Genomic DNA, 22,082 nt, shown 5'->3' on the forward strand with positions numbered 1-22,082 from the left:
GTGGCTTCCGCAAGCGGAATCCACCCTACGGGTTTGGCGTATTGGCTGGACTACCGGTATGGCCTGCGCCACTCTCCGTTACCAGCGCCATGCGCCGCCGAACCTGTTCCGCAGCCAGCCTATCTCCCGCTTTCTCCGCCCGTAGCGCCTGCGTTTGCAACCACGCCAGCAAAGCCCGGCGCCAGCCCTGGTCGGACGCGGTCTCCACCGCGACCGTCAGCACGGAAGGCGCCGCGTGCCCCGCGCGCAGCACGGCGCCCGCGGCGACCAGCCGTGACAGCGGATCGGCGATGGCCGTCACCGCCGCCGACGCGGCCGCGTCGTTGCCGGTAGCCAGCGCGCCCGCCACGGCGCGGTGCTGTTCCGGCAGCAGCGCCGCATCCGCCCGCTGGCCGGCCAGGTAATGCAGGTAAGCCAGGTCCGCCGGCGACGCATCGATGCGCCACCGTTCAAACCCGGCGCAATCGTCCAGCACCAGCGCGGCCACCTGCGCCGCGCACTGCGCCAGTTCGATGCGGATCGCCAGCGATACCTTGCCCGTGCCGCCCACTTCCTGCCGCGCCCGCGCCAGTTCCGATTGCGCCATGCGGTCCTTGCCGGACAGGTAAGCGCTGGTGGCGCGCTCCTGCGCGCTGTGCGCATTCAATTTCCAGTCCGGCACCGGCGGCCCGCTGCTGCAGGCGGACAGGGTAAGCGCCACGGCGGGAGCAATCAGGCTACGGGGCAGGGTCGTCATGGCAGCTTGATCTCCGCATCGCGTTTGAACGGCCACTTGCGGTTGATCTCATTGATCAACTGCTCGATGCGCCGCAAGTTGCTGTCGACGTCGGCGCGCAGCGCGCCCAGGTCTTGCGTGGCGACGCGGGCGTTGGCGCCCACGGCCTGCGCTTCGGCCAGCACGGCATCCATTTTTTTCAAGCTGGCGCGCGCATCGACCAGCAAGCCTTTGAGTTCCACCACGGCCGCCTGCGTATCGGTCATGACGCCCCGCTTGCCGAACACTTGCTTGTCCGCGTTGCCGACCAGGCTGTCCGCCTTGAGGATCAGCGCATTGGCGTTGCGCAGCAATTGCTGCGCCTTCTCATCTTCGCCCGCGATCAGCCCCATGGCGCCGCCGGGTCCATTCAACCGGCCCGTCACGCCCTGTACGTTACGCAACGTCATGTCCAGCGCGGAATCCGTGGCCGTCAGGTTGTTCAAATTCGCCAGCAAGTCGCGCGCCGCCGTCAGCAATTGCGGCACCTGGCCCGCCATGTCGCCGACCAGCAAATCGCGCGTGGCGCCGTCAGGCAGCGGCGGGTCGGCCGGGATGCCGGAATAAGCGCGCAGCTTGGCGCCGCCCACCAGTCCCCGTTCCAGGGTGAAAACGCTCGACGTGCGCAGCCAGTGCGCATCCTTTTGCGTCACGTCGACCAGGACGCGGGCCTTGCCATCCTGTCCCAGCTCGATGCGCTGCACACGGCCGATGGGAAAGCCGGCAAACGTCATGTCCATGCCGATGCCGACGCCGTCCGAATCGTCGGCCGTCAGCACCAGACGCTGCGTGGCGTCGAACGCGCCGCGCGCGTACAGCAGGTACACGGCCAGCCCGGCCACCAGCACCAGCATCAAGCCGAGCAGCAGCGCCGCTTTCAATTCGGCATTGCGCAGCGACGGGGGGACTGCGGGTTCTTCCATGAGGTCCTCGATCAATTCAGTAGTAATTGCCCATCAGCGAAGCCGCTTCGATCAGCAGCAGCACGGAAAACATGCGCACCATGTCGGACAGGCCGTGCACGTGGCGCAGGCGCGCGCTGGCGCCGAAGTACGCGGACGCCAGCGGTATCATGCCGACCGCGAAGCTGAAAAACACGATTTTCAGCACCAGGATCATCGACATGGCGGGATTGAAAATCTGCCCCACCACGCGCGTGTAGCCCTGCAGCGCGTACGGCGTGAACCCATAGATCGACAGGTAAGCCAGTACCAAGGTCAGCACGCAGCTGACGGCGCCCAGCAGCCACACGGCAAACATGCCGGCCATTGCGCGGGGAAAGAATTCGCGCTGCAGGCCGCTGATGCCGCGCAGTTCGGCGTCACGGCCCGCCGCTTGCGCGAGCCTGGCCGGCGCCGCGGCTGCCGCTTCTTCGGCGGCTTCGCCCAGCGTGGGGGCATCGCCTGCCGCCGGCTGCCCGTCCGGTACCGGGGCGGATTGCCGCACATCCGCCGGCAGGCGTGCACTGTGCGCGACCTGGAAGCCGCCGCTCTTGTTGCGGGTCTCCGCCAGTTGCTGTGCGAACGCCACGCCGGCCGGCAGCGTATTGCGCAAGGCGACGAACAGGGCCACCGTCAGCGGGATCAGTTCCAGCACCAGCACCCGCACCACCATTTCCAGCGCATAGCGCGACAAGCCGTAACTGGCGGACGTCACCACCACGATGCGGATGATGACCAGGCTGATAAACGTCGTCATCAGCGAAAACCACAGCAAGTGGGGCGCGGTGCCCAGCACGATTTCGCGCGCCAGCACGGGGCGGGCGCGGCGGTTGTAGCTCGATGGGGCAAAGGCCAATGTCGCCACCAGCACCGTGAAATGCAGCAACTGCCACCAGCTGACCAGCCAGTCCAGCGCCCACCGCTGCATTTCGCGCAGCGGCGCGGCAAAGGGGAGGGGGGAGGTCGGCGTAGTCATACGGGCAATGTTAGCACCGGGCTTCACCGGCCGGAGAACGATACGAACGATTCAAGGATGGCGTCCGCCGCCGCCCGCACCCTCGCCGTGCGGTTCAAGTCCGTGTGCATGACAAGGTAGACGTCATAATGCTGTTCCCGTTCCGGCCAGATGCGCACCAGTTCCGGCATCTGGTCCGCCATGTGCGTGGCCAGTTCGCCGATGCCCAGTCCCGCCTTGACGGCTTCGTGCAGCATCAGCCCCGTGTTGACTTCCATCGCCACCCGCGCGTTGGCGACCGGCTCGCCGCACAGCTTGTCGCCATGGCGGGGCGCCACGCTGGACTGGTAAATCACGATGTCGTGGCCTTGCAGCGCATTGCCCGGCGTTGGCATGCCATGGCGTTCGAGATAGCCGCGCGTCGCGTACAGCCCCAGGGTGCGGCGCACCAGGTGGCGCGACACCAGGTCCGGGTCGGTGGGGCGCACGGTGCGGATGGCGAGATCGGCTTCGCGCCGCGTCAGGCTCGATAGCTGCGTCGACGCGCTCAGCACGATGCGGATCTCCGGATGCTGCTCGTGCAGCCGCTGCATGGCGTCGATGACGAAGTGGGCCGCCATGGTGTCGGACGTGGCGACCCGTATCGTGCCGGACAGGCGGTTGTCGATGCCCTGCATTTCCCGCTGCAGGCGGTTGGCGGCCGCTTCCATCTGTTCCGCCGCGCCTACGGCCAGATCCCCGGCCGGCGTGGCCACGTAGCCGCCCGGCGTGCGCAGGAACAGGCGCGCATTCAGCGCTTTTTCCATCGCGGCCAGGCGCCGGCCCACGGTGGCCTGGTCGATGTCCAGCGTGGCGGCGGCCCCGCGCAGTGTCCCGGCGCGGTAAATGGCAAGAAAGATGCGGGCGTTATCCCAATCCATGGATGGTGTGTATGTGTTTGCTGGCGATGCAAATTTGCATCAGAGTGCTGATCATATGCGTCTTTACTGCATCATTCAAGCGGCCTAGCATGCGGGCATGGCGATTGAACGGAAAGGATGAATCATGCTGAACGACCGGCAAGAACTACAGGCCATCAGCGCGGTGGCGCCCCAGCGGGCCGGGGCGCTGACCCTGCTGACCCTGGCTGCGGGCTTTGTCATGGCCATGATCGACGTCACCGCCGTCAACACGGCGCTGTCCGACATCGCGACGGATTTGCGCGTCCCGCTGTCCGGCCTGGTGTGGGTGGTCGATGGCTACACGTTGACCTTTGCCGCGCTGCTGCTGGCCGGCGGCGCGTTGGGCGACCGCTTTGGCGCCCGCAATGCCTACCTGGCCGGGCTGGGTATCTTCCTGCTGGGTTCCGTGCTGTGCGCGCTGGCGCCCGATGGCGTCAGCCTGACGGCGGCCCGGTTGCTGCAAGGGGCGGGCGCCGCCGTGTTCCTGCCCAGTTCGCTGAGCTTGCTGACGCACACGTTTGACGACGACAAGGTGCGCGCCCGCATGGTGGGAACCTGGTCCGCCATGGTGGCCACGGCGTCGGCCGCCGGGCCGCTGGCGGGAGGCATCCTGGTGCATGCGTTTGGCTGGCGCAGCGTGTTCTGGGTCAATGTGCCGATCGGCTTGCTGGGTATCGTGCTGGCGCTGCGCCTGATCCGCCCCGTGCCGCCGCAGCCGCGGCCGTTGCCGCTGGCCAGCCATCTGCTGGGCATGCTGGCGTTGGCGGGCTTGAGTTTTGTGCTGATCGAAGGCCCCGTGCTGGGCTGGCTGTCGGCGCCGGTGCTGGGCGCGCTGGCCGCCACCCTGGCCGTGGCGGGCACGCTGGCGTGGCGCGAACGGCGCGCCGCCCACCCCCTGTTGCCGCGCGCCCTGTTTGCCACACCGGCATTCGCCGCTGTCAATGGCACGGGTTTTTTCATCAACCTGGGCGTGTTTGGGCAGCTATTTCTGCTCAGCCTGTATTTGCAGCAGCGGGGCGCCGGTGCGCTGGGGACGGGCTTGTCGCTGTTGCCCATGATGGCCGCTTTTATTGCCGGTAATTTTTCGTCCGGCCGCATCACCTCACGGGTCGGCATGCGCAAACCGTTGCTGGGCGGCTTGTCGGTGGGCGCGGCCATGGGGCTGGTCTTGCTGGCGCTGGCGTGGACCGTGCCGGATGTACCGTTCGGCGTGCTGCTGGCGGTGATTGTGGTGATGAACCTCGGCGTCGGCGTTGCGATCCCCGCCATGACGGCAAGCGCGCTGCAGGTGGCCGGTAAAGCCCATGCGAACAGTGCGGCGGCCGCGTTGAATGCAAACCGGCAAATCGGTGCGCTGGTCGGCGTGGCGCTGATGGGTTCGCTGCTGCATGCGCTGCCGGCCTGGGATGCGCGGTTGCCGGCGGGGTTCCTGGCCGTGGCGCTGGCGTTCGCGCTGGCGTGGCGGCTGGTGTACCGGCACGTGCATGTGTAGTTGCTAAAAATCGTAACGGCAATTGGTGAAGTTGGTACTGGCACGGCCAGCGCTGGTAATGTAAATTGGAAACATTACTATTTTGCAACTTGCAAAATGACATCGATTCCACTGCGCCTGATTGCCGCCGCCGCCATGTTCGCTTGCGCCCTGGCTGGCCAGGCTGCCACCAACCCGAATGACACGGTACCGTCCGCGCCCGATGTCAAAACCGGCAAACTGGCCAACGGCCTGACGTATTACATCAAGCAAAATGGCAAGCCGGAAAAGCGGCTGGAATTGCGCCTGGTGGTGCGCGCCGGTTCCGTGCTGGAAGATGAAGACCAGCGGGGCCTGGCGCACTTTGTCGAACACATGGCGTTCAACGGCACCACGCATTTCAAGCGCAACGACCTGGTTTCCTACCTGCAGTCGATCGGGGTGAAATTCGGCAATGACTTGAATGCCTACACGAGCTTCGATGAAACCGTGTACATGTTGCCGATCCCCACCGATAAAAAGGAAAACGTGGAAACCGGGTTCCAGGTGCTGGAAGACTGGGCCCATGGCATCAAGTTTGACGACGAGGCCATCGATGGCGAACGCAATATCGTACTGGAGGAAATGCGTGCCCGGGGCGGCGTCAATGAGCGCATGCTGAAGGCGATCTTGCCGAAAATGCTGAATGGCTCGGTGTATGCGGACCGCCTGCCGATCGGCAAGGAAGAAGTGCTGAAGCATTTCAAGTATGACGCCGCCAAACGGTTTTACCGCGACTGGTACCGTCCCGACCTGATGGCCGTGGTGGCCGTGGGTGACATCGATCCGGCCGAAGCGGAAAAGCTGATCCAGCGGCACTTTGCCCACCTGAAAAATCCGGCCCAGCCGCGCCCGCGCCTGTATCCGGACATTCCGGCCCGCGCCGGGTCGGAATCGCTGGTGGTGACGGACAAGGAAGCGGCAGCAAACGCCGTCTCGATCCGCTATGCCATCGACAAGGAACGTCGCCCTGCCACCTATGCCGACTATCGGGCCGAGTTGCACGAAAGCCTGGTCGGTTTCATGCTGGCGCAGCGCGTGCAGGAATTGACACAGCAGGCCGAGCCGCCGTTCGTCAACGGCTTTGCCGGCATGTTGCCGGCAGTGACGGGCTATCGCGCCTTCTCGTCGTTCGCCGTGCTGGGCAAAGGCGGCGCCAAGCCCGCCATCGACGCGCTGGTGCAGGAAGTCGAGCGGGCGCGCCGCTTTGGCTTCAGTGCGCAGGAACTCGACCGCGCCAAGAAGACCATCCTGCGCTCGTACGAACTGGCCTACCAGGAACGCGACAAGACAGAATCCGCCGCCAGCATCAACGAGCTGGTTGGCGCCTTCCTGACCCGGCGCCCGGTCGGCCCGGGCATTGCCGCCAACTATGCCCAGGCGCAGGAATGGATTCCCGCCGCCACATTGGAAGAGATCAATGCGCTGGCCGCGCGAATGCTGCCGTCGCACGGGCAAAAACTGGTGGTTTACCAGGGCAATGACAAGGCGGAACCGCCCGCGCCGAAAGAGCCTGAATTGCTGGCGCTGGCTGACGCGGCGGAAAAACGCACCGTGACGCGGCATGAAGAAAAAGTGCTGGCCGCGCAATTGATGGAGCCGCCGTCCAGGCCGGGCGCCATCGTGGCGGAAACCGTGAACCAGGCGCTGGGCACGACGACATTGCAGCTGTCGAACGGCGTCAAGGTCGTGCTGAAGCCGACCGACTTCAAGAACGACCAGGTGATGATGTCGGGGCAGCGGCCGGGCGGGCAGTCGCTGTATGGCGCGGACGATGTGTATAACGCGCGCTGGGCCAGCACCCTGGTGGCAAACATGGGTGTGAAATTTTCACCGCTGGAGTTGCAGAAAATGATGGCCGGCAAGTTTGCCGTCGCCGTACCGTTCATGGGCGAGCTGCAGGAAGGCATGTTCGGCTATGCCGGCGCCAGCGACCTGGAAGCCATGCTGCAACAGGCCCACCTGCTGTTCACCCGGCCGCGGCGCGATGAAGACCTGTTCCGCTCGTTCATTGGCAAGCAGCGCGACCTGGCCCGCACGTCGCTATCGAATCCGGACGTGGTGTTCAACGACGTTTCCATCGCCACCCTGTACAACAATGACCCGCGCGTGGAGCGCCCGGCCCGGGTGGAAGACTTCGACCATGTCCAGCTGGACCGCGCGCTGGCGATTTTCCACGAGCGTTTCGGCAGCGCGCGCGATTTCACGTTCTTTATCGTCGGCAGTTTCGACGTGGAGGCCACCAAAAAGCTGGCGGCCACCTATCTTGGCAGCTTGCCGGTGACGGATGTGACCGTCGCATACAAGGATCTCGGTATCCGTCCGGTGAAAGGCGTGGTGAAGAAGGACGTGTACAAGGGCAGCGAAAGCAAGAGCGTCGTGACCTTCACGTTCACCGGCGAAGCGCCGTATTCGGAAGACGCGTGGCTGCGCCAGAACGCGATGGTTGAGATCCTGAACATCAAGATCAATGAAGTGCTGCGCGAAAAACTGGGCTTGATCTACAGCGGTCAGATGAGCGCGGAACTGCACAAGAAGCCTTATGGCCGTTACCACGTGGCAGTGAACCTGCCGTGCGCGCCGGAAAACACGGGCAAGGTGGCCGACGCCATGCTGGACTTGATTCGCACCATCCAGCAGCGCGGACCGGAGGCGGGGGACCTGGCCAAGGTACGGGAAAACTGGCTGGTCAAACACCGCAGCGACATGCGTGAAAACGGCCACTGGCTCAATGCACTGGGCATCTCGCACTTGAACGGCCAGGACCCGGCCAGCATCCTGACGTTCGAACAGCGCGCGGCAGCCGTCACGCCGGCCGACGTGCAGGCGGCGGCAAAGCGCTACTTCGACTTTGGCAATTACGTGCAGATGACGCTGTACCCGGAAGCGAAGCAGGTGGCAAACCAGGCACAGGCCGCACACTAAGCGCTGCGTTCCATCGCTGTGTCTGGCGTTCTCGCGGCAAATGGTGTACTGTGGAAACTTTCCTATTTTGCAAGTTCGTGAAATGAAAAACGTTCCACTGCGCATCATTGCCGCCGCCGCCATGCTGGCCTGCACCCTGACCGGGCAAGCCGCCATCAACATGAACGAGACGGTGCCCTCCGCGCCTGACGTCAAGACCGGCAAACTGGCCAACGGCCTGACGTATTACATCAAGCAAAACGGCAAGCCGGAAAAACGGCTGGAATTGCGCCTGGTGGTGCGTGCCGGTTCCGTGCTGGAAGATGAAGACCAGCTGGGCCTGGCGCACTTCGTCGAGCACATGGCGTTCAACGGCACCACGCACTTCAAGCGCAATGAACTGATTTCGTACTTGCAATCGATCGGGGTGAAATTCGGCAACGACCTCAATGCCTACACGGCGTTCGATGAAACCGTGTACATGCTGCCGATCCCCACCGATAAAAAGGAAAACGTGGAAACCGGTTTCCAGGTGCTGGAAGACTGGGCCCATGGCATCAAGTTTGAAGACGAGGCCATCGACAGCGAACGCAATATCGTGCTGGAAGAATTGCGCGCGCGGGGCGGTGTCGAAAAACGCATGCTGCAGGCGACCTTGCCGAAATTGCTCAATGGTTCGCGCTATGCGGACCGTCTGCCGATCGGCAAGGAAGACATCCTGAAGAATTTCAAATACGACGCCGCCAAACGCTTTTACCGCGACTGGTACCGTCCCGACCTGATGGCCGTGGTGGCGGTGGGCGACATCGATCCGGCCGAAGCGGAAAAGCTGATCCAGCGCCACTTTGGCCACCTGAAAAATCCCGCCCAGCCACGCGCCCGGCTGGTAACGGAAATTCCGCCGCGCGCGCAATCGGAATCGCTGGTGGTGACGGACAAGGAAGCGTCGGCCAATGCCGTCGCGATCCGCTACACGATCCGCAAGGACCGCACGCGCAAGACGTTCGCCGACTACCGCGAAGACCTGTATGAATCCATGATCGGCTTCATGCTGGCGCAGCGGGTGCAGGAATTGACGCAGCAGGCGGAGCCGCCGTTCATCGGCGGCCAGGCCGGCATGTCGCCCGTGTTGACGGGCTACCGCACGTTCTCGGCGCTGGCCGTGCTGGGCAAGGGCGGCGCCAAACCCGCCATCGACGCGCTGGTGCAGGAAGTCGAACGGGCGCGCCGCTTCGGCTTCAGCGCGCAAGAACTGGACCGCACCAAGAAGACCATCATGCGTTTCGTGGAACGCGCGTACCAGGAACGCGACAAGACCGATTCCGGCCAGCACGTCAACGGGCTGGTTGGCAGCTTCCTGACGGGACGCGCGATCGACCCCGGCATCGTCAATGGCTATGCCTACGCGCAGGAACTGGTGCCCGCCGCCACGCTGGAGGAGATCAATGCCCTGGCCGCGAAAATGCTGCCGTCGCATGAGCAAAAACTGGTGATTTACCAGGGCAACGACAAGGCCGAACCGCCGGCGCCGAAAGAAACCGAATTGCTGGCGCTGGCCGACGCGGCGGAAGAGCGCGCCGTCGTCAAGCGCGAAGAAAAAGTATTGGCGACCAAACTGATGGAACCGCCGGCCAAGCCGGGCACGATCGTGACGGAAATCGTCGACAAGCCGCTGGGCACGACGGAGCTGCGCCTGTCGAACGGCGTGCGGGTCGTGCTGAAACCCACCGACTTCAAGAACGACCAGGTGCTGATGGCGGGCTTCCGTCCGGGCGGCCAGTCGCTGTATGGCGCCGGCGACATGTTCAATGCCCGCTACGCGAGCAATATCGTGTCCAGCATGGGTGTGAAATTTGCTCCGACGGATTTGCAGAAAATGCTGGCCGGGAAGACCGTGTCGTCCTCGTCGTGGGTCGGCGCGCTGGGCGAAGGCTTGCGCGGCGGTTCCGGCAGCGCGGACGTGGAAACCATGCTGCAACTGGCGCACCTGTCGTTCACGCAGCCGCGCCGCGATGAAGCGCTGTACCAGTCGTTCATCGGCAAGCAGCGCGACCTGGCGCGCACGTCGATGTCCAATCCCGACGTGGTGTTTTCCGATGTGACCATTGCAACCCTGTACAACAACGATCCCCGCGTGGCCCGCCCCGCGCGCGTGGAAGATTTCGACCACATCCAGCTGGACCGCGCGATGGCGATTTACCGCGAGCGCTTCGCCAGCGCGCGCGATTTCACGTTCGTCCTGGTCGGCAGCTTCGACCTGGCCACCGTCAAGCCACTGGTGGCGACCTACCTGGGCAGCCTGCCCGTGACGGACGCGCCGGTGGCGTACAAGGATATCGGCGTACGTCCCGTCAAGGGCGTGGTGAAGAAAGACGTCTACAAGGGTGCGGAAAACAAGAGCGTCGTGACGCTGACCTTCACCGGCGAAGCGCCGTATTCGGAAGAAGCGTCGCTGAGCCAGAGCGCGCTGGCGGAAATCCTCAACATCAAGGTCAATGAAGTGCTGCGTGAAAAGCTGGGGCTGATCTACAGCGGCCACGTGGGCGCATCGCTGAACAAGATGCCTTACGGTCACTACTCGATGTCGGTGAACTTGCCGTGCGCGCCGGAAAACACGGGCAAGGTGGCGGACGCCATGCTGGGCCTGATCCGCACCATCCAGCAACAGGGACCGGAAGCGGCGGACCTGGCCAAGGTCAAGGAAAACTGGTCCGTCAACAACCGCCGCGCGCTGCGTGAAAACGGTTACTGGCTGAACCACCTGGATGGCGCCTATGCGAACGGCCTGGACCCGGCCAAGATCCTGACGTTCGAACAGCGCGCGGCGGCCGTCACGCCGGCCGACGTGCAGGCGGCGGCCAAGCGCTACTTCGACTTCGACAACTACGTGCAGATGGTGCTGTACCCGGAAGCGAAGCAGGCGGCGAATTAAGCCTCATCGCGGCTTGAAATGGCGGCTTGGCTGCGCCAAACCGCCCTACGGATTATGCGACGCGGTAGCACTTGTCGCTGCGTCAAACCCGTAGGGCGGTTTCCGCGCAGCGGAAGCCGCCATGCGTGCGCCACGGCGACTTTACGGCTCCGCCGCGTGGCACACCACGCACAATTTGTTCCCGTCCGGATCCCGGAAATACGCGCCGTAATAATGCGGATGGTACTCCGGCCGCAATCCCGGCGCGCCCTCGCTGCGGCCCCCATGCGCCAGCGCCACGGCATACGCCGCATCCACCACCGCGCGCGACGGCGCCTGCAGCGCCACCATTTGCCCATTGCCGCACGACGCGTCGCCCGCATACGGCTTGCCGACAATGAACAGCGGACGGGGCGCGTCGGCCGGCATCCACGCGGCCCATGGGCGGCCGTCATCCCTGAACTTTTGCGGCAAACCCAGGCTGTCCATCAGCGGCGCATAGAAGGCATAGGCCCGGTCGAAATCGCTGACTCCCAGGTAAATATGCGACAACATGGGTGTCTTCCTCTCAAAAATGTGGCGTAAAATATAACAAATTATAGACGGAGACTAATATGCCCGAGGATATTGCGGCCGAGCAAACCGTGCTGCCCGGCGGTGTGGTACGGACGATTGCGGAATTGCCGGGGCCGAAGGGCATTCCAATTCTCGGCAATGCCCGGCAAATCCAGCCGAAGCAATTCCACCGCACGCTGGAAAAATGGGCGCGCCAGTACAACGGCACGTATAAATTCCGGGTGGCCAAGCGCACGTTTGTCGTCGTGTCCGACCGCGATGCGATCGCCAATATCCTGCGCGACCGGCCCGTCACGTTCCGCCGCTCGTCGCGCACGGCGCGCATGCTGGAAGAGGCGGGGACGCGGGGCTTGTTTACCGCCGAGGGCGAAGAATGGCGCCGCCAGCGCAAGCTGGGCATGCGGGCGCTGACGCCGGAAGTGGTGCACCGTTACTTCCCCAACCTGGTCATGATGACGGAACGCTTGCTGGCCCGCTGGAACGCGGCGCTGGCGGCGGGACGCCCCGTCGATGTGCTGCGCGACCTGAAGGCGTACACGCTGGATGTGACGATCGGCCTGGCCATGGGGCAGGACATCAACACGCTGGAACACGAAGACAACCCGCTGCAGCGCGATATCGAATTCCTGTTCAACATGGTGGCGCGCCGCCTGACGTCGCCGTTTGCCTACTGGCGCCTGTTCAAGATGAAGGTCGACCGCGATGCGGATGCCGCGCACCAGCGCATCCAGGGCGCCATCACGGGTTTCATCGCCCAGACCCGCGCGCGGCTGGAGCAGGACCCGTCACTGCGCACCCGTCCGTCGAACATGCTGGAAGCGCTGGTGGCCGCGCGCGATGAAGCCGACTCGGGCTTCTCGGATGCGGAAGTGATCGGCAACGCCATCACGATGGTGTTTGCCGGCGAAGATACGACGTCCAACACGATTGCCTGGCTGCTGCACCTGTTGTCGCACAACCCGCAGGCGGCCGCTAGCGCCGGGGACGAAGCGGCGGCCCTGATGGGCATGGACACGGTGGTGCGCGACCTGCGCCTGCTGGACCAGTTCCTGTATACGGATGCCGCCACGCGGGAAGCCATGCGCCTGAAACCGGTCGCGCCCTTCATGGCGGCGGAACCGAATGTGGATACCGTGGTCGATGGCGTGGCCACGCCGGCTGGCACGATTATTTTCCTGATGCTGCGCCATGCGGCGGAGCGCAGCAACGATTTCGAGCGGCCAGAACAATTCGATCCCGCGCGCTGGCTGAACGACAGCGGCGCGGAAGCGGCCAGCGATCCGGGCCGCAAATTGTTCCCGTTTGGCGGCGGCCCCCGTTTCTGCCCCGGACGCTACCTGGCGATGGCGGAAATCAAGATGGTGATGGCGATGATCATGCGCAACTTCACGCTGTCGGTGAAACCCGGCGCGCCGGAAGTGGAAGAGCGCTTCACGTTCACGATGACGCCCAGCGCCTTGCCGCTGCTGCTGCACCCGCGCAAGGATGTCGCACGTGTGGCTTCCGCTGCGTAAGTTTTATGCAACACCGGCGGCGTTTTGCCCTTGGTAAATGATTGCGATTCGATAAAAAACTGCTAGCCTTGCGGTTTCGGCAAGTGCCGAGCCACATAAAAAAATTCGCAGGGGACAGTATGTTGAAGAAAATCGCCATCGGCATTCTTGCCGTCGTCGTCATTATCCTGGGGCTGGCCATGGCGCAGCCGAATTCGTTTGCCGTGTCGCGCAGCATCGTCATCAAGGCGCCGGCCGACAAAATCTATCCGCTGATCAGCGACTTCCACCAGTGGAGCGCCTGGTCGCCCTGGGAACACCTGGATCCCAACATGAAACGCACATTCACGGGCGCCGCCAGTGGCGCCGGTGCGATTTACAGCTGGGAAGGCAATGACGCCGTGGGCGCCGGCCGGATGGAAATCACTGGCGCGCAGCCGCCGGCAAAAATCGACATCAAGCTGGATTTCCTGAAACCCATCGCATCGCAAAACAGCACTGTGTTTGCCCTGCAGCCGGAAGGTGACGGTACCAAAGTCGTGTGGACCATGTCCGGTCCCAGTTCGTTCATGACCAAGCTGATGGGGGTGTTCCTTTCGATGGACAAGATGATCGGCCCCGACTTTGAAAAAGGCCTGGCCAGCATGAAAGCGGCGGCGGAAAAGTAACCCAGCGCACAGACTTTCGTCAAACCGCATGTGATATTGCAGTCAGGTTTATACTGGGTGTAAGTGCATGATGGGGAGGTGTGCTATGAACGTCGTTACCCGCATCGCGCTGGCCTGCGCCATTGCCGGCGCTGCCGCCAGCTCGGTGGCCGCCCCCGTGCGGTCAGACCACCCCATCGTCGGTACCTGGCGCTTCGTGCTGCCCGACGGTTCCTGCCACGAAGTCTACCGCATGCGCGCCGACGGCACGGCGCTGATCACCAGCGCGGCCGAAGTGGTGGAAACCGAATTCGATATCGACGACCAGCCGGACGAAAACGGCTTTTACAAGGCGCTCGATAAAATCATCAAGGACAACGGCAAGCACGATTGCACGGGCCAGATTTCCGAAGTCGGCCATGCGGTCTCCAGCTTCATCCTGTTCCATCCGTCCGGCAACATGTTCCTGATGTGCTTGCAGCGCAGCATGGAAGCATGCCTGGGACCGTTCATCCGGGAAAAAGGCAGCGAAACCTGACCTAGGTATTGGCTTCGCGCCAGGCGCCCGGGTTCATCCCCGCCCAATCCCGAAATGCGTGGTTGAACGCGCTCTGCTCCTGGTACCCCAGCAAAAACGCGATATCCACCAGCGACAGTCCCGGCTGCCGCAAATAATCCTGCGCCAGCGCATAGCGGGTCTGGTCCAGCACGTGCTGGAAACTGATGCCTGCGTCGGCCAGCTTGCGCTGCAACGTGCGCGGCGACAGTCCCAGTTCTTCCGCCACCGGCGCCAGCCGTACCTGGCCCTGCGCCAGGCCCCGGACGATGGCGTCGCGCACTTGCGCGGCAATGCCCGCATCGGCTTGCGTGCGCTGCTTTAACAGGCTTTCCGCATGTTGCTGCAGGACGGGATACAGCAGCGGGTCCGCATTCGGCACCGGCCACGACAGTAGTTGCGCATCGAACGCCGCCACGTTGGCGGGCGCATTGAAATGGGGCAGGACGCCGAACACCCGCACATACTCGCCGTGCAGGGCGGGATCGCCGCCGTCGTGCGTCAGCGCCAGGTCGGCGGCGGGTAATGGCATGCCGGCCAGCCAGTTGCCGAACACGCGGATACCGGCAAACACGCTGTCGGCCAGGTGGCGCGCCGTGGCGGGATAGCGGCTGTGCCAGGTGTAGCGGGCGATCGCGCCATCGACTTCCAGTGCGGAGCGGCCCAGGTCATGCGCCAGCTGTTCATAGCGCTGTGTCTGTTCCAGCGCGTGGCCGAAATCGCGGCAGCTGAGCAGCACCAGGCCATACACGCTGTACGTCCCCAGCTTGACCCGTTCGCCCACGTGCAGGCCGAAATGGTGGTCGTCGGCCAGGGTGGCGGCAATATCGAGCAGGCGCACGTAATCGTTGGCGGGCAGGATTTCCGGCAGCGGATCCAGGCTGCCCGATGGCAGGCCGGCGGCCAGTTCGAGGTCGCGCGCCGCCACGCCGTGCGCGGCGGCCGCTTCCAGCAGCGGCAGCAGGTAGGCGCCGGCCACGCGGCCCGCGCTGGCATAATCGAACAAGGCGGTTGTCATGAATGCGCAATACCTTCGAAGCAAATGAATCTAAGCTGGCGCCTGTCTTCTGGCAAAGAGCGCCAGTATAGCAAGTCATGTGGAGAATAAACGATGCGACGTTGGAATGGCTGGGGTGACGATACGATCAGTTTTGCGCTGGCGCCGGATGCGCTGGCGTTCCTGGCAGAGCGCGTGGGCGACGGCCACGGCGTGACCGACGCCAGCTTCGAGCAGGCGTGCGCGCAAGTGGCGCCATCGCGGCTGCCGCCGCACCGGCTGATCGAGACCGCCGCGCCGGTGCGCGTGCGCCACGCGCTGGGCCAAAGCTTGCCGGACTGGCTGAAACTGCGCTATGGCCGCATCGGCGCCACGCCGGACGGCGTGGCCTTCCCGGAAAGCGCGGACGACGTGCGCGAATTGCTGCACTACGCGCAGCGCTACCATGTGGCGCTGATTCCACACGGCGGCGGCACCAGCGTGGCCGGCCACCTGACGGCCGAAGCGGGCGCGCTGCCCGTGCTGTCGGTCAGCACCACCCGCATGTGCCGCCTGCAGCACCTGGACCACGAATCGCAACTGGCCACGTTTGGCGCCGGGGTGTTCGGTCCCGACCTGGAAGCGCAATTGCGCGCCCACGGTTTCACCCTGGGCCATTTCCCGCAATCGTTCGAATACTCGACGCTGGGCGGCTGGATCGTCACCCGTTCGTCCGGCCAGCAATCGCTGCGCTATGGCCGCATCGAGCAACTGTTTGCCGGCGGCGTGATGGAAACCCCGGCCGGGCGGCTGGACATCCAGACCTTCCCCGCGTCGGCGGCCGGCACGGACTTGCGTGAAATCGTGCTGGGTTCCGAAGGCCGCATGGGCATCCTGACGGAAGCCACCGTGCGGGTGACGCCGGCGCCTGAATATGAAGCGTTCCACGCCGTGTTTTATCCGGACTGGCACAGCGCGGAACGGGCCGTGCGCGAACTGGCGCAGGCCAAACTGGGCCTGTCGATGTTGCGCCTGTCGAACGGCGTGGAAACACAAACCATGCTGGCGCTGGCGGGCCACAAGAAACTGATCGGCGTGCTGGAAGCGTATTTGTCGCTGCGCGGTTGCGGCGAAGGTAAATGCATGCTGATGATCGGCGCCAGCGGCGACAGGGCGCAAGCCCGCGCCGCCATGGCGCAGGCCTTGACGCTGGCCCGCAAGCGGGGTGGCGTGCACATCGGCCGCAAGTTGGGCGACAAGTGGAAGCAAAACCGCTTCCGCAACGTCTACCTGCGCAACGCCGCATGGGAACATGGCTACGTGATCGACACGGTGGAAACCGCGGTGGACTGGCCGCGCGTGGAAAGCACCATGCTGGCGGTGGAAGCGGCGGCCAGGCAGGCGCTGGCCGTGCACGGCGAGCATGTGCATACCTACACGCACCTGTCGCATTTGTATGCGCAGGGCGCCAGCGTCTACACGACATTCGTGTACCGGCTGGCCGGCAATTTCGACGAAGACATGGCGCGCTGGCGCACGTTGAAGGGCGCCGTCAGCCAGGCCATCGTCGACTGCGGCGGCACCATCAGCCACCAGCACGGCGTGGGCAGCGACCACGCGCCTTACCTGGCGGCGGAAAAAGGAGAGATAGGCATGGCCGCGATGGCCGCCATCTTCCGCCATTTCGACCCGCAGGGCGTGATGAACCCGGGCAAACTGCTGCCGAATGTGCAGCCATCGCAGCCATCGCGGGCGCCATCGCAAGGGATCGCGGCGTGAACTGGCATACGACGTTTGGCGCCGCCGCGCAGGCGGGATCGTCGTCGCTGTGGCAACCGGGCGGCCGCTCCGCGCTGGCCGACGTGCTGGGGCGCGAGTGGGATGTGCTGGTGATCGGCGGCGGCATCACGGGCGCCGGCATCCTGCTGGAAGCGGCGCGCCGCGGCCTGTCGGTGCTGCTGGTGGAACAGCGCGACTTTGCGTGGGGCACGTCGAGCCGCTCGTCGAAACTGGTGCACGGCGGCCTGCGCTACCTGAAGGAAGGCAAATTCGGCCTGACGCGCGAATCCGTGCATGAACGGGAAGCGCTGCTGCGCGATGCGGCCGGGCTGGTGGTGCCGCAAAGCTTTGCCTTCGGCGATTATCCGGGCCGCAAGCCGGGGCGCACGGCGTTTTTGATCGGGCTGGCGCTGTATGACCTGATGGCGGGCAAACGCGCGCGCCAGCGCCACTACGTGGGGCGCGACGAATTCCTCGGACTGGCGCCGAATATCGATGGCGAAGGGCTGCGCGGCGGCATGTGCTACGCGGACGCCAAGACCGACGATGCGCGCCTGGTCATGCGCGTGTTGCAGGAAGCGCAGGCGCTGGGCGGCGTGGCCGTTAATTACGTGTCGGTGCAAGGCTTGCTGCGCGACGGCGTGACGGTGAAGGGCGCCACGGTGCGCGATGAATTGAGCGGGGCGCACTATACAGTGCCGGCCAAGGTGGTGATCAGCGCCACCGGCGCCTGGGCAGACCGGCTGCGCCCCCTGGAACACGGCAATCCGCCGCGTGATGGCGTCGCCGCGCCGGGCCACAAGCCCGGTGCGGCGGACGGCCACCGCTTGCGGCCATTGCGCGGCAGCCACCTGGTGCTGCCACACTGGCGCCTGCCGCTGGCGCAGGCGGTCAGCCTGATGCACCCGGCCGACGGGCGTCCCGTGTTTGCCTTCCCGTGGGAAGGCGTCACCCTGGTGGGCACGACCGATGTCGACCACCGCGATGACATGTCGTTCGAGGCGTCGATCACGCGCGCCGAACTCGATTACCTGCTGGCCGCGCTGCGCAGCCAGTTCCCGCAACTGGACCTGGGCGAAGCGGACATCGTCGCCACCTATGCCGGCGTGCGTCCCGTCATCGACAGCGGCCAGGCCGACCCGTCGAAGGAAACCCGCGAACATGCGCTGTGGCTGGAGCACGGCTTGTTGACGGTCACCGGCGGCAAGCTGACCACGTTCCGCGTGATCGCGCTCGATGCGCTGCGCAAGGCGGCGCCGCTGTTGCCGCAATGGCGCGCCAGCCTGGACTTGCGCCCGGTGTTTTCCGCGCCGGCGCGGCTGCCGCATGTGAAGGGCTTGCCGGCGGGGCAGGGCGAACGCTTGCCGGGCCGCTATGGCGCGCTGGCCGCCGACGTGATTGCGTGCGCGCACGATGGCGAACTGGCGGAAATCCCCGGCACGGCCAGCATCTGGGCGCAATTGCGCTGGGCCGCGCGCCACGAATCCGTGCAGCGGCTGGACGATTTGCTGCTGCGCCGCCTGCGCATCGGCATCCAGCTGCGCGGCGGCGGGGCCGCGATCCTGCCGCAAGTGCGGGCCATTTGCCAGCCGGAGCTGGGCTGGAGCGATGCGCGCTGGGAAGCCGAGCAGGCCGCCTACCTGGCGCTGTGGCGCAAGCATTACAGCATTCCGCAGCCGTGATTCGCCGTATCATCACTGAAACATACAACGAGACTCAGCATGTCCGGTCCCTATCTCCTTTCCATCGACAATGGCACGCAGAGCGTGCGCGCGCTGCTGTTCGACCTGGCGGGTAACCTGGTCGCCAAGACCCAGGTGCATTTGCAGGCGTATTACTCCGACCATCCCGGCTGGGCCGAGCACGACGCGGACGGCTACTGGCGCGCCGTGGGCGTGGCTTGCCAGCGCCTGTGGGCCGAGCATCCGGACACGCGGGCGCACGTCAAGGGCGTGGCGGTCACCACGCAGCGCGGCACCGTCATCAATGTCGACAGAGACGGCAAGCCGCTGCGTCCCGCCATCACGTGGCTGGACCAGCGCCGCACGGACGACGTGCCGCCGATCGGCCCGCTGTGGAAGGCGGCCTTCAAGATGGCCGGCGTCGACGGCACGATCAATTACTTCCGGCGCGAAGCGGAAATGAACTGGATCAAGGCGCACCAGCCGGCCATCTGGGACGCCACGCACAAGGTGCTGCTGCTGTCGGGCTACCTGAATTACAAGCTCAGTGGCCGCATGGCCGATTCCACCGGTTCGCAGGTGGCGTACATGCCGTTCGATTACAAGCGCCACCAGTGGGCGGGTGGCCGCGACTGGAAATGGCAGGCGCTGGCCGTGCGTCCCGACATGTTGCCGGAACTGGTGAAGCCGGGCACGGTGATCGGCGCGGTGACGGCCGACGCGGCGCAAGCCACCGGTATCCCGCTGGGGACGCCGCTGGTGGCGGCCGCCGCCGACAAGGCGTGCGAAGTGATCGGCGCCGGTTGCCTGGAGCCGCACATCGGCTGCCTCAGTTATGGCACCACGGCCACCATCAACACCACCAACACCAGGTACATCGAAGTCACGCCGTTCATCCCGCCCTATCCGGCCGCGATTCCCGGCGCGTACAGCACTGAAGTACAGATTTTCCGCGGCTTCTGGATGGTCAACTGGTTCAAGGAACAGTTCGGCGACCGCGAGCAGGCCGTGTCGATGGAAACGGGCGAATTGCCGGAAGCGCTGTTCGACCGCCTGGTCAACGCGGTGCCGCCCGGTTCGATGGGCCTGATGCTGCAGCCGTACTGGAGTCCCGGCATCAAGGTGCCGGGCCCGGAAGCGAAGGGCGCCATGATCGGCTTTGGCGACGTGCACACGCGCGCGCACATGTACCGCGCGATCCTCGAAGGGCTGGCCTATGCACTGCGCGAAGGGAAAGAGCGGATTGAAAAGCGCGGCGGCGTGCCGATCACGGAATTGCGCATCGCCGGCGGCGGTTCGCAAAGCGATGCGGCCATGCAGCTGTCGGCCGATATCTTCGGCTTGCCGGCCGCACGCGCCCACGTCTATGAAACGTCCGGCCTGGGCGCGGCGATCGCCGTCGCGGCGGGCCTGGGCCTGCATGCGGATTTCGCCACCGCGATCCGCGCCATGACGCGCAAGGGACGCGTGTTCCACCCGGACCCGGAGGCGACCCGCATCTATGAACAGTTGTACCAGCGCGTGTATGTGAAGATGTACAAGCGCTTGCAGCCGATGTATGCGGAGATTGCCGATATCACCGGTTATCCGGAACGGTGCTGAACGCAGCCTGTGTATAAGTTTCCCCTGCGCAAAAAATAAGCAGAAAAACTTTGTTGTTTAAAATCAGGTACTTAGATTGCGGTTTGCGGGCTTCTTAACAACTTTGTCCACAGAAACTGTTAACAATTCTTAAGGTTGGCAGACAGTTACGGGCCTGAAGTCCGTGTGTATAAGTGCTTCTGATTAAAAATTAATCAGGATAAGTTTTTCTTTTGAAAACAGGGGCTTAGGTGCGGCGAGGGCAGCTTGATAACAAGCTTGTCCACAGAATTTGTTAACAAGCCGAGGAAATCGCCATGGTCCCCAGGGCGGCAGGGCTGGCGCGGCTGGTGCGCACCTGGTTGCGGCCGTTTTCCTTCGCCACGTACATGGCGCGGTCGGCGGCAATGAACAGCGCTTCGACGTTTTCCATCTGGTGCGGATGGATGGTGGCGACGCCCACGCTGACCGTGATCCACGCCGACGTGATCGAGCGGGGGTGGGGCAGTTGCAGCGCTTCCACGTGGTTGCGGATGGATTCGGCCAGCGCGAAGGCCGCGTCGCTGTCGGTTTCCGCAAACAGCAGTACGAATTCTTCGCCGCCGTAGCGTGCCGCCAGGTCGGTGGCGCGCAGCGCGTGGGCATTGATGGCTTGCGCCACCTGTTGCAGGCAGATGTCACCGGCCGCATGGCCCAGGCTGTCGTTGTACAGCTTGAAGTGGTCGACATCGATCACCACCAGCGACAGCGGCGCGCCGCTGCGGATGGCGCGCTGCCATTCCTTTTCCAGGAACGTGTCGAAGTGGCGGCGGTTCGCGATCTTGGTCAGCGGATCGATCATGGCGGCGCGGTGCAGCGCGTCTTCCGACATCTTGTGGTGCGTAATGTCGTGCAGCAGGCCGATGAACAGCGGCTGGCGCGAATACATCGGCGTCAGGGTCAGGTCCATGCAGACGGACGCCCCCTGTTTATGGCGGATGATGACTTCGCGCGTGCCGTGGCTGTGCGCGGTTTCCGGATTGGCCGCGTAGCGGGCAAAATAATCGAGGTATTCCTGCGCCACCAGCGGATTGAGCAAGTCGTCCAGCGTCTTGCCGGCCAGTTCGCCTTCGTCGTAGCCGAGGTAGTGATCGCAGGCGGGATTGGTGAATTGCACGCGGCCGCTGGGTTCGATGATCAGCAAGCCCTCGGCCATGCTGTTGACGATGGTACGCAGCCGGTCCGCCTGTTCCTGCTGGGTTTCCGTGCGGTTGCGGATTTGCAGTTGCGTGCGCACGCGGGCGCACACTTCGGCCATGCGCAGCGGCTTGCCGATGTAATCGACGCCGCCTGTTTCAAAGCCCGCGACCACGTCTTCCGTTTCGTTGCGGGCGCTCATGAAGATAATGGGGATGTGCTGCGTCAGCGCGTGCGCTTTCAGCTGGCGGCACGTTTCCAGCCCGTCGATGCCGGGCATCACCACATCCAGCAGGATGAGGTCGGGATGCACCCGCTTGGCAATTTGTACGGCACGTTCACCCGACGTGGCGACATAGGTCTGGTAACCCTGTTCCACCATCAGCTTGCGCAGGACGCTCAGATTGGCCGGCGCATCGTCGACAATCAGGATTGCGGCTTCACGCCGCGGCACGTAGCTGGCACCGCCTGTAATCATTGAGTCTCGCTATAGGTCGAAGTGACTGTCTGTCTAAATCATACCAACTAGCTAACCCACTGTAAAAGAAACATTCCCGCTTGGCATCGCCAGAAAACGCGAATTTCACAGATGTTCGGAACAATGGCGATGTTACTGTCAAAACCCCTGTAATCGCCGGCAATTTGCCGAATGGCAAAGAGGAACTCGTTGCAAATTGGCAACGAGATTGTATGCAACTGT

At 64.3% G+C, this 22,082-nt stretch carries 16 protein-coding genes; 9 read left to right on the top strand and 7 right to left on the bottom strand.

What is annotated here, in order from left to right:
* Window positions 1-25 precede the first annotated feature (25 nt).
* Genes GJ700_RS32900 through GJ700_RS32915 form a run of 4 tightly spaced genes read right to left on the bottom strand, consistent with a single transcriptional unit; the run spans window position 26 to window position 3,570 of the window.
* Window positions 26-736 carry a hypothetical protein gene (locus GJ700_RS32900; protein ID WP_154382110.1) on the bottom strand — a complete coding sequence of 237 codons (711 nt, stop codon included), beginning with the start codon at window positions 734-736 and terminating at the stop codon, window positions 26-28.
* Complete coding sequence (locus GJ700_RS32905; RefSeq protein ID WP_154382112.1) at window positions 733-1,677, bottom strand: MlaD family protein; 945 nt, start codon at window positions 1,675-1,677, stop codon at window positions 733-735. Before GJ700_RS32905 ends, GJ700_RS32900 begins: the two co-directional genes overlap by 4 nt.
* Before the next feature lie 16 nt (window positions 1,678-1,693).
* On the bottom strand, window positions 1,694-2,671 hold the full coding sequence (locus GJ700_RS32910; RefSeq protein ID WP_229507385.1) for an MlaE family ABC transporter permease: 978 nt from the start codon (window positions 2,669-2,671) through the stop codon (window positions 1,694-1,696).
* Between the two features lie 23 nt (window positions 2,672-2,694).
* Window positions 2,695-3,570, bottom strand: coding sequence for a LysR family transcriptional regulator (locus tag GJ700_RS32915; protein ID WP_154382114.1), 876 nt, complete (start codon window positions 3,568-3,570; stop codon window positions 2,695-2,697).
* Between the two features lie 124 nt (window positions 3,571-3,694).
* On the opposite strand from GJ700_RS32915, the gene GJ700_RS32920 reads away from it, so the two are divergent.
* The 3 genes from GJ700_RS32920 to GJ700_RS32930 all read left to right on the top strand — a co-directional run bounded on the left by GJ700_RS32920 (window position 3,695) and on the right by GJ700_RS32930 (window position 10,937).
* Window positions 3,695-5,083: an MFS transporter gene (locus tag GJ700_RS32920; protein ID WP_154382115.1), complete on the top strand. Its 1,389-nt coding sequence runs from the start codon at window positions 3,695-3,697 to the stop codon at window positions 5,081-5,083.
* A gap of 96 nt (window positions 5,084-5,179) precedes the next feature.
* The gene (locus GJ700_RS32925; protein WP_154382117.1) at window positions 5,180-8,026 is read left to right on the top strand and encodes a M16 family metallopeptidase; all 2,847 of its coding nucleotides are present in this window, start codon (window positions 5,180-5,182) and stop codon (window positions 8,024-8,026) included.
* 82 nt (window positions 8,027-8,108) lie between these two features.
* Window positions 8,109-10,937, top strand: coding sequence for a M16 family metallopeptidase (locus GJ700_RS32930; RefSeq protein ID WP_154382119.1), 2,829 nt, complete (start codon window positions 8,109-8,111; stop codon window positions 10,935-10,937).
* A 141-nt stretch (window positions 10,938-11,078) separates the two neighbouring features.
* Here GJ700_RS32930 and GJ700_RS32935 read toward each other — a convergent pair whose 3' ends face one another.
* A complete protein-coding gene (locus tag GJ700_RS32935; protein WP_154382121.1) occupies window positions 11,079-11,471 on the bottom strand; it encodes a VOC family protein in 393 nt (130 codons plus the stop codon).
* 59 nt (window positions 11,472-11,530) lie between these two features.
* Here GJ700_RS32935 and GJ700_RS32940 point away from each other — a divergent pair, with 59 nt between their 5' ends.
* The 3 genes from GJ700_RS32940 to GJ700_RS32950 all read left to right on the top strand — a co-directional run bounded on the left by GJ700_RS32940 (window position 11,531) and on the right by GJ700_RS32950 (window position 14,170).
* The gene (locus GJ700_RS32940) at window positions 11,531-13,006 is read left to right on the top strand and encodes a cytochrome P450 (protein WP_154382123.1); all 1,476 of its coding nucleotides are present in this window, start codon (window positions 11,531-11,533) and stop codon (window positions 13,004-13,006) included.
* A 119-nt stretch (window positions 13,007-13,125) separates the two neighbouring features.
* Window positions 13,126-13,653, top strand: coding sequence for an SRPBCC family protein (locus GJ700_RS32945; protein WP_154382125.1), 528 nt, complete (start codon window positions 13,126-13,128; stop codon window positions 13,651-13,653).
* Between the two features lie 85 nt (window positions 13,654-13,738).
* Window positions 13,739-14,170, top strand: a complete 432-nt coding sequence (locus tag GJ700_RS32950; protein ID WP_154382127.1) for a hypothetical protein — start codon at window positions 13,739-13,741, stop codon at window positions 14,168-14,170.
* A gap of 1 nt (window position 14,171) precedes the next feature.
* Here GJ700_RS32950 and GJ700_RS32955 read toward each other — a convergent pair whose 3' ends face one another.
* Complete coding sequence (locus GJ700_RS32955; RefSeq protein WP_154382128.1) at window positions 14,172-15,206, bottom strand: AraC family transcriptional regulator; 1,035 nt, start codon at window positions 15,204-15,206, stop codon at window positions 14,172-14,174.
* A 93-nt stretch (window positions 15,207-15,299) separates the two neighbouring features.
* Here GJ700_RS32955 and GJ700_RS32960 point away from each other — a divergent pair, with 93 nt between their 5' ends.
* Genes GJ700_RS32960 through GJ700_RS32970 form a run of 3 tightly spaced genes read left to right on the top strand, consistent with a single transcriptional unit; the run spans window position 15,300 to window position 20,227 of the window.
* Window positions 15,300-16,943 carry an FAD-binding oxidoreductase gene (locus GJ700_RS32960; protein ID WP_154382130.1) on the top strand — a complete coding sequence of 548 codons (1,644 nt, stop codon included), beginning with the start codon at window positions 15,300-15,302 and terminating at the stop codon, window positions 16,941-16,943.
* On the top strand, window positions 16,940-18,625 hold the full coding sequence (locus GJ700_RS32965; protein ID WP_371868237.1) for a glycerol-3-phosphate dehydrogenase/oxidase: 1,686 nt from the start codon (window positions 16,940-16,942) through the stop codon (window positions 18,623-18,625). Before GJ700_RS32960 ends, GJ700_RS32965 begins: the two co-directional genes overlap by 4 nt.
* Window positions 18,626-18,664: 39 nt before the next feature.
* Window positions 18,665-20,227, top strand: coding sequence for an FGGY-family carbohydrate kinase (locus GJ700_RS32970; RefSeq protein ID WP_154382132.1), 1,563 nt, complete (start codon window positions 18,665-18,667; stop codon window positions 20,225-20,227).
* Between the two features lie 274 nt (window positions 20,228-20,501).
* On the opposite strand, the gene GJ700_RS32975 is transcribed toward GJ700_RS32970, so the two are convergent.
* A complete protein-coding gene (locus GJ700_RS32975) occupies window positions 20,502-21,860 on the bottom strand; it encodes a diguanylate cyclase (protein WP_154382134.1) in 1,359 nt (452 codons plus the stop codon).
* Window positions 21,861-22,082 lie beyond the last annotated feature (222 nt).

It is taken from the genome of Pseudoduganella rivuli (assembly GCF_009674485.1).
Lineage (GTDB): Bacteria > Pseudomonadota > Gammaproteobacteria > Burkholderiales > Burkholderiaceae_D > Rugamonas > Rugamonas rivuli_B.

What these genes read in the sequence shown, in the direction of transcription:
- GJ700_RS32910 (WP_229507385.1), bottom strand. Translation starts at nt 2,671, where the DNA reads ATGACTACGCCGACCTCCCCCCTCCCCTTTGCCGCGCCGCTGCGCGAA.
- GJ700_RS32960 (WP_154382130.1), top strand. Translation starts at nt 15,300, where the DNA reads ATGCGACGTTGGAATGGCTGGGGTGACGATACGATCAGTTTTGCGCTG.
- GJ700_RS32975 (WP_154382134.1), bottom strand. Translation starts at nt 21,860, where the DNA reads ATGATTACAGGCGGTGCCAGCTACGTGCCGCGGCGTGAAGCCGCAATC.
- GJ700_RS32900 (WP_154382110.1), bottom strand. Translation starts at nt 736, where the DNA reads ATGACGACCCTGCCCCGTAGCCTGATTGCTCCCGCCGTGGCGCTTACC.
- GJ700_RS32930 (WP_154382119.1), top strand. Translation starts at nt 8,109, where the DNA reads ATGAAAAACGTTCCACTGCGCATCATTGCCGCCGCCGCCATGCTGGCC.
- GJ700_RS32970 (WP_154382132.1), top strand. Translation starts at nt 18,665, where the DNA reads ATGTCCGGTCCCTATCTCCTTTCCATCGACAATGGCACGCAGAGCGTG.
- GJ700_RS32940 (WP_154382123.1), top strand. Translation starts at nt 11,531, where the DNA reads ATGCCCGAGGATATTGCGGCCGAGCAAACCGTGCTGCCCGGCGGTGTG.
- GJ700_RS32920 (WP_154382115.1), top strand. Translation starts at nt 3,695, where the DNA reads ATGCTGAACGACCGGCAAGAACTACAGGCCATCAGCGCGGTGGCGCCC.
- GJ700_RS32955 (WP_154382128.1), bottom strand. Translation starts at nt 15,206, where the DNA reads ATGACAACCGCCTTGTTCGATTATGCCAGCGCGGGCCGCGTGGCCGGC.
- GJ700_RS32925 (WP_154382117.1), top strand. Translation starts at nt 5,180, where the DNA reads ATGACATCGATTCCACTGCGCCTGATTGCCGCCGCCGCCATGTTCGCT.
- GJ700_RS32950 (WP_154382127.1), top strand. Translation starts at nt 13,739, where the DNA reads ATGAACGTCGTTACCCGCATCGCGCTGGCCTGCGCCATTGCCGGCGCT.
- GJ700_RS32915 (WP_154382114.1), bottom strand. Translation starts at nt 3,570, where the DNA reads ATGGATTGGGATAACGCCCGCATCTTTCTTGCCATTTACCGCGCCGGG.
- GJ700_RS32945 (WP_154382125.1), top strand. Translation starts at nt 13,126, where the DNA reads ATGTTGAAGAAAATCGCCATCGGCATTCTTGCCGTCGTCGTCATTATC.
- GJ700_RS32905 (WP_154382112.1), bottom strand. Translation starts at nt 1,677, where the DNA reads ATGGAAGAACCCGCAGTCCCCCCGTCGCTGCGCAATGCCGAATTGAAA.
- GJ700_RS32935 (WP_154382121.1), bottom strand. Translation starts at nt 11,471, where the DNA reads ATGTTGTCGCATATTTACCTGGGAGTCAGCGATTTCGACCGGGCCTAT.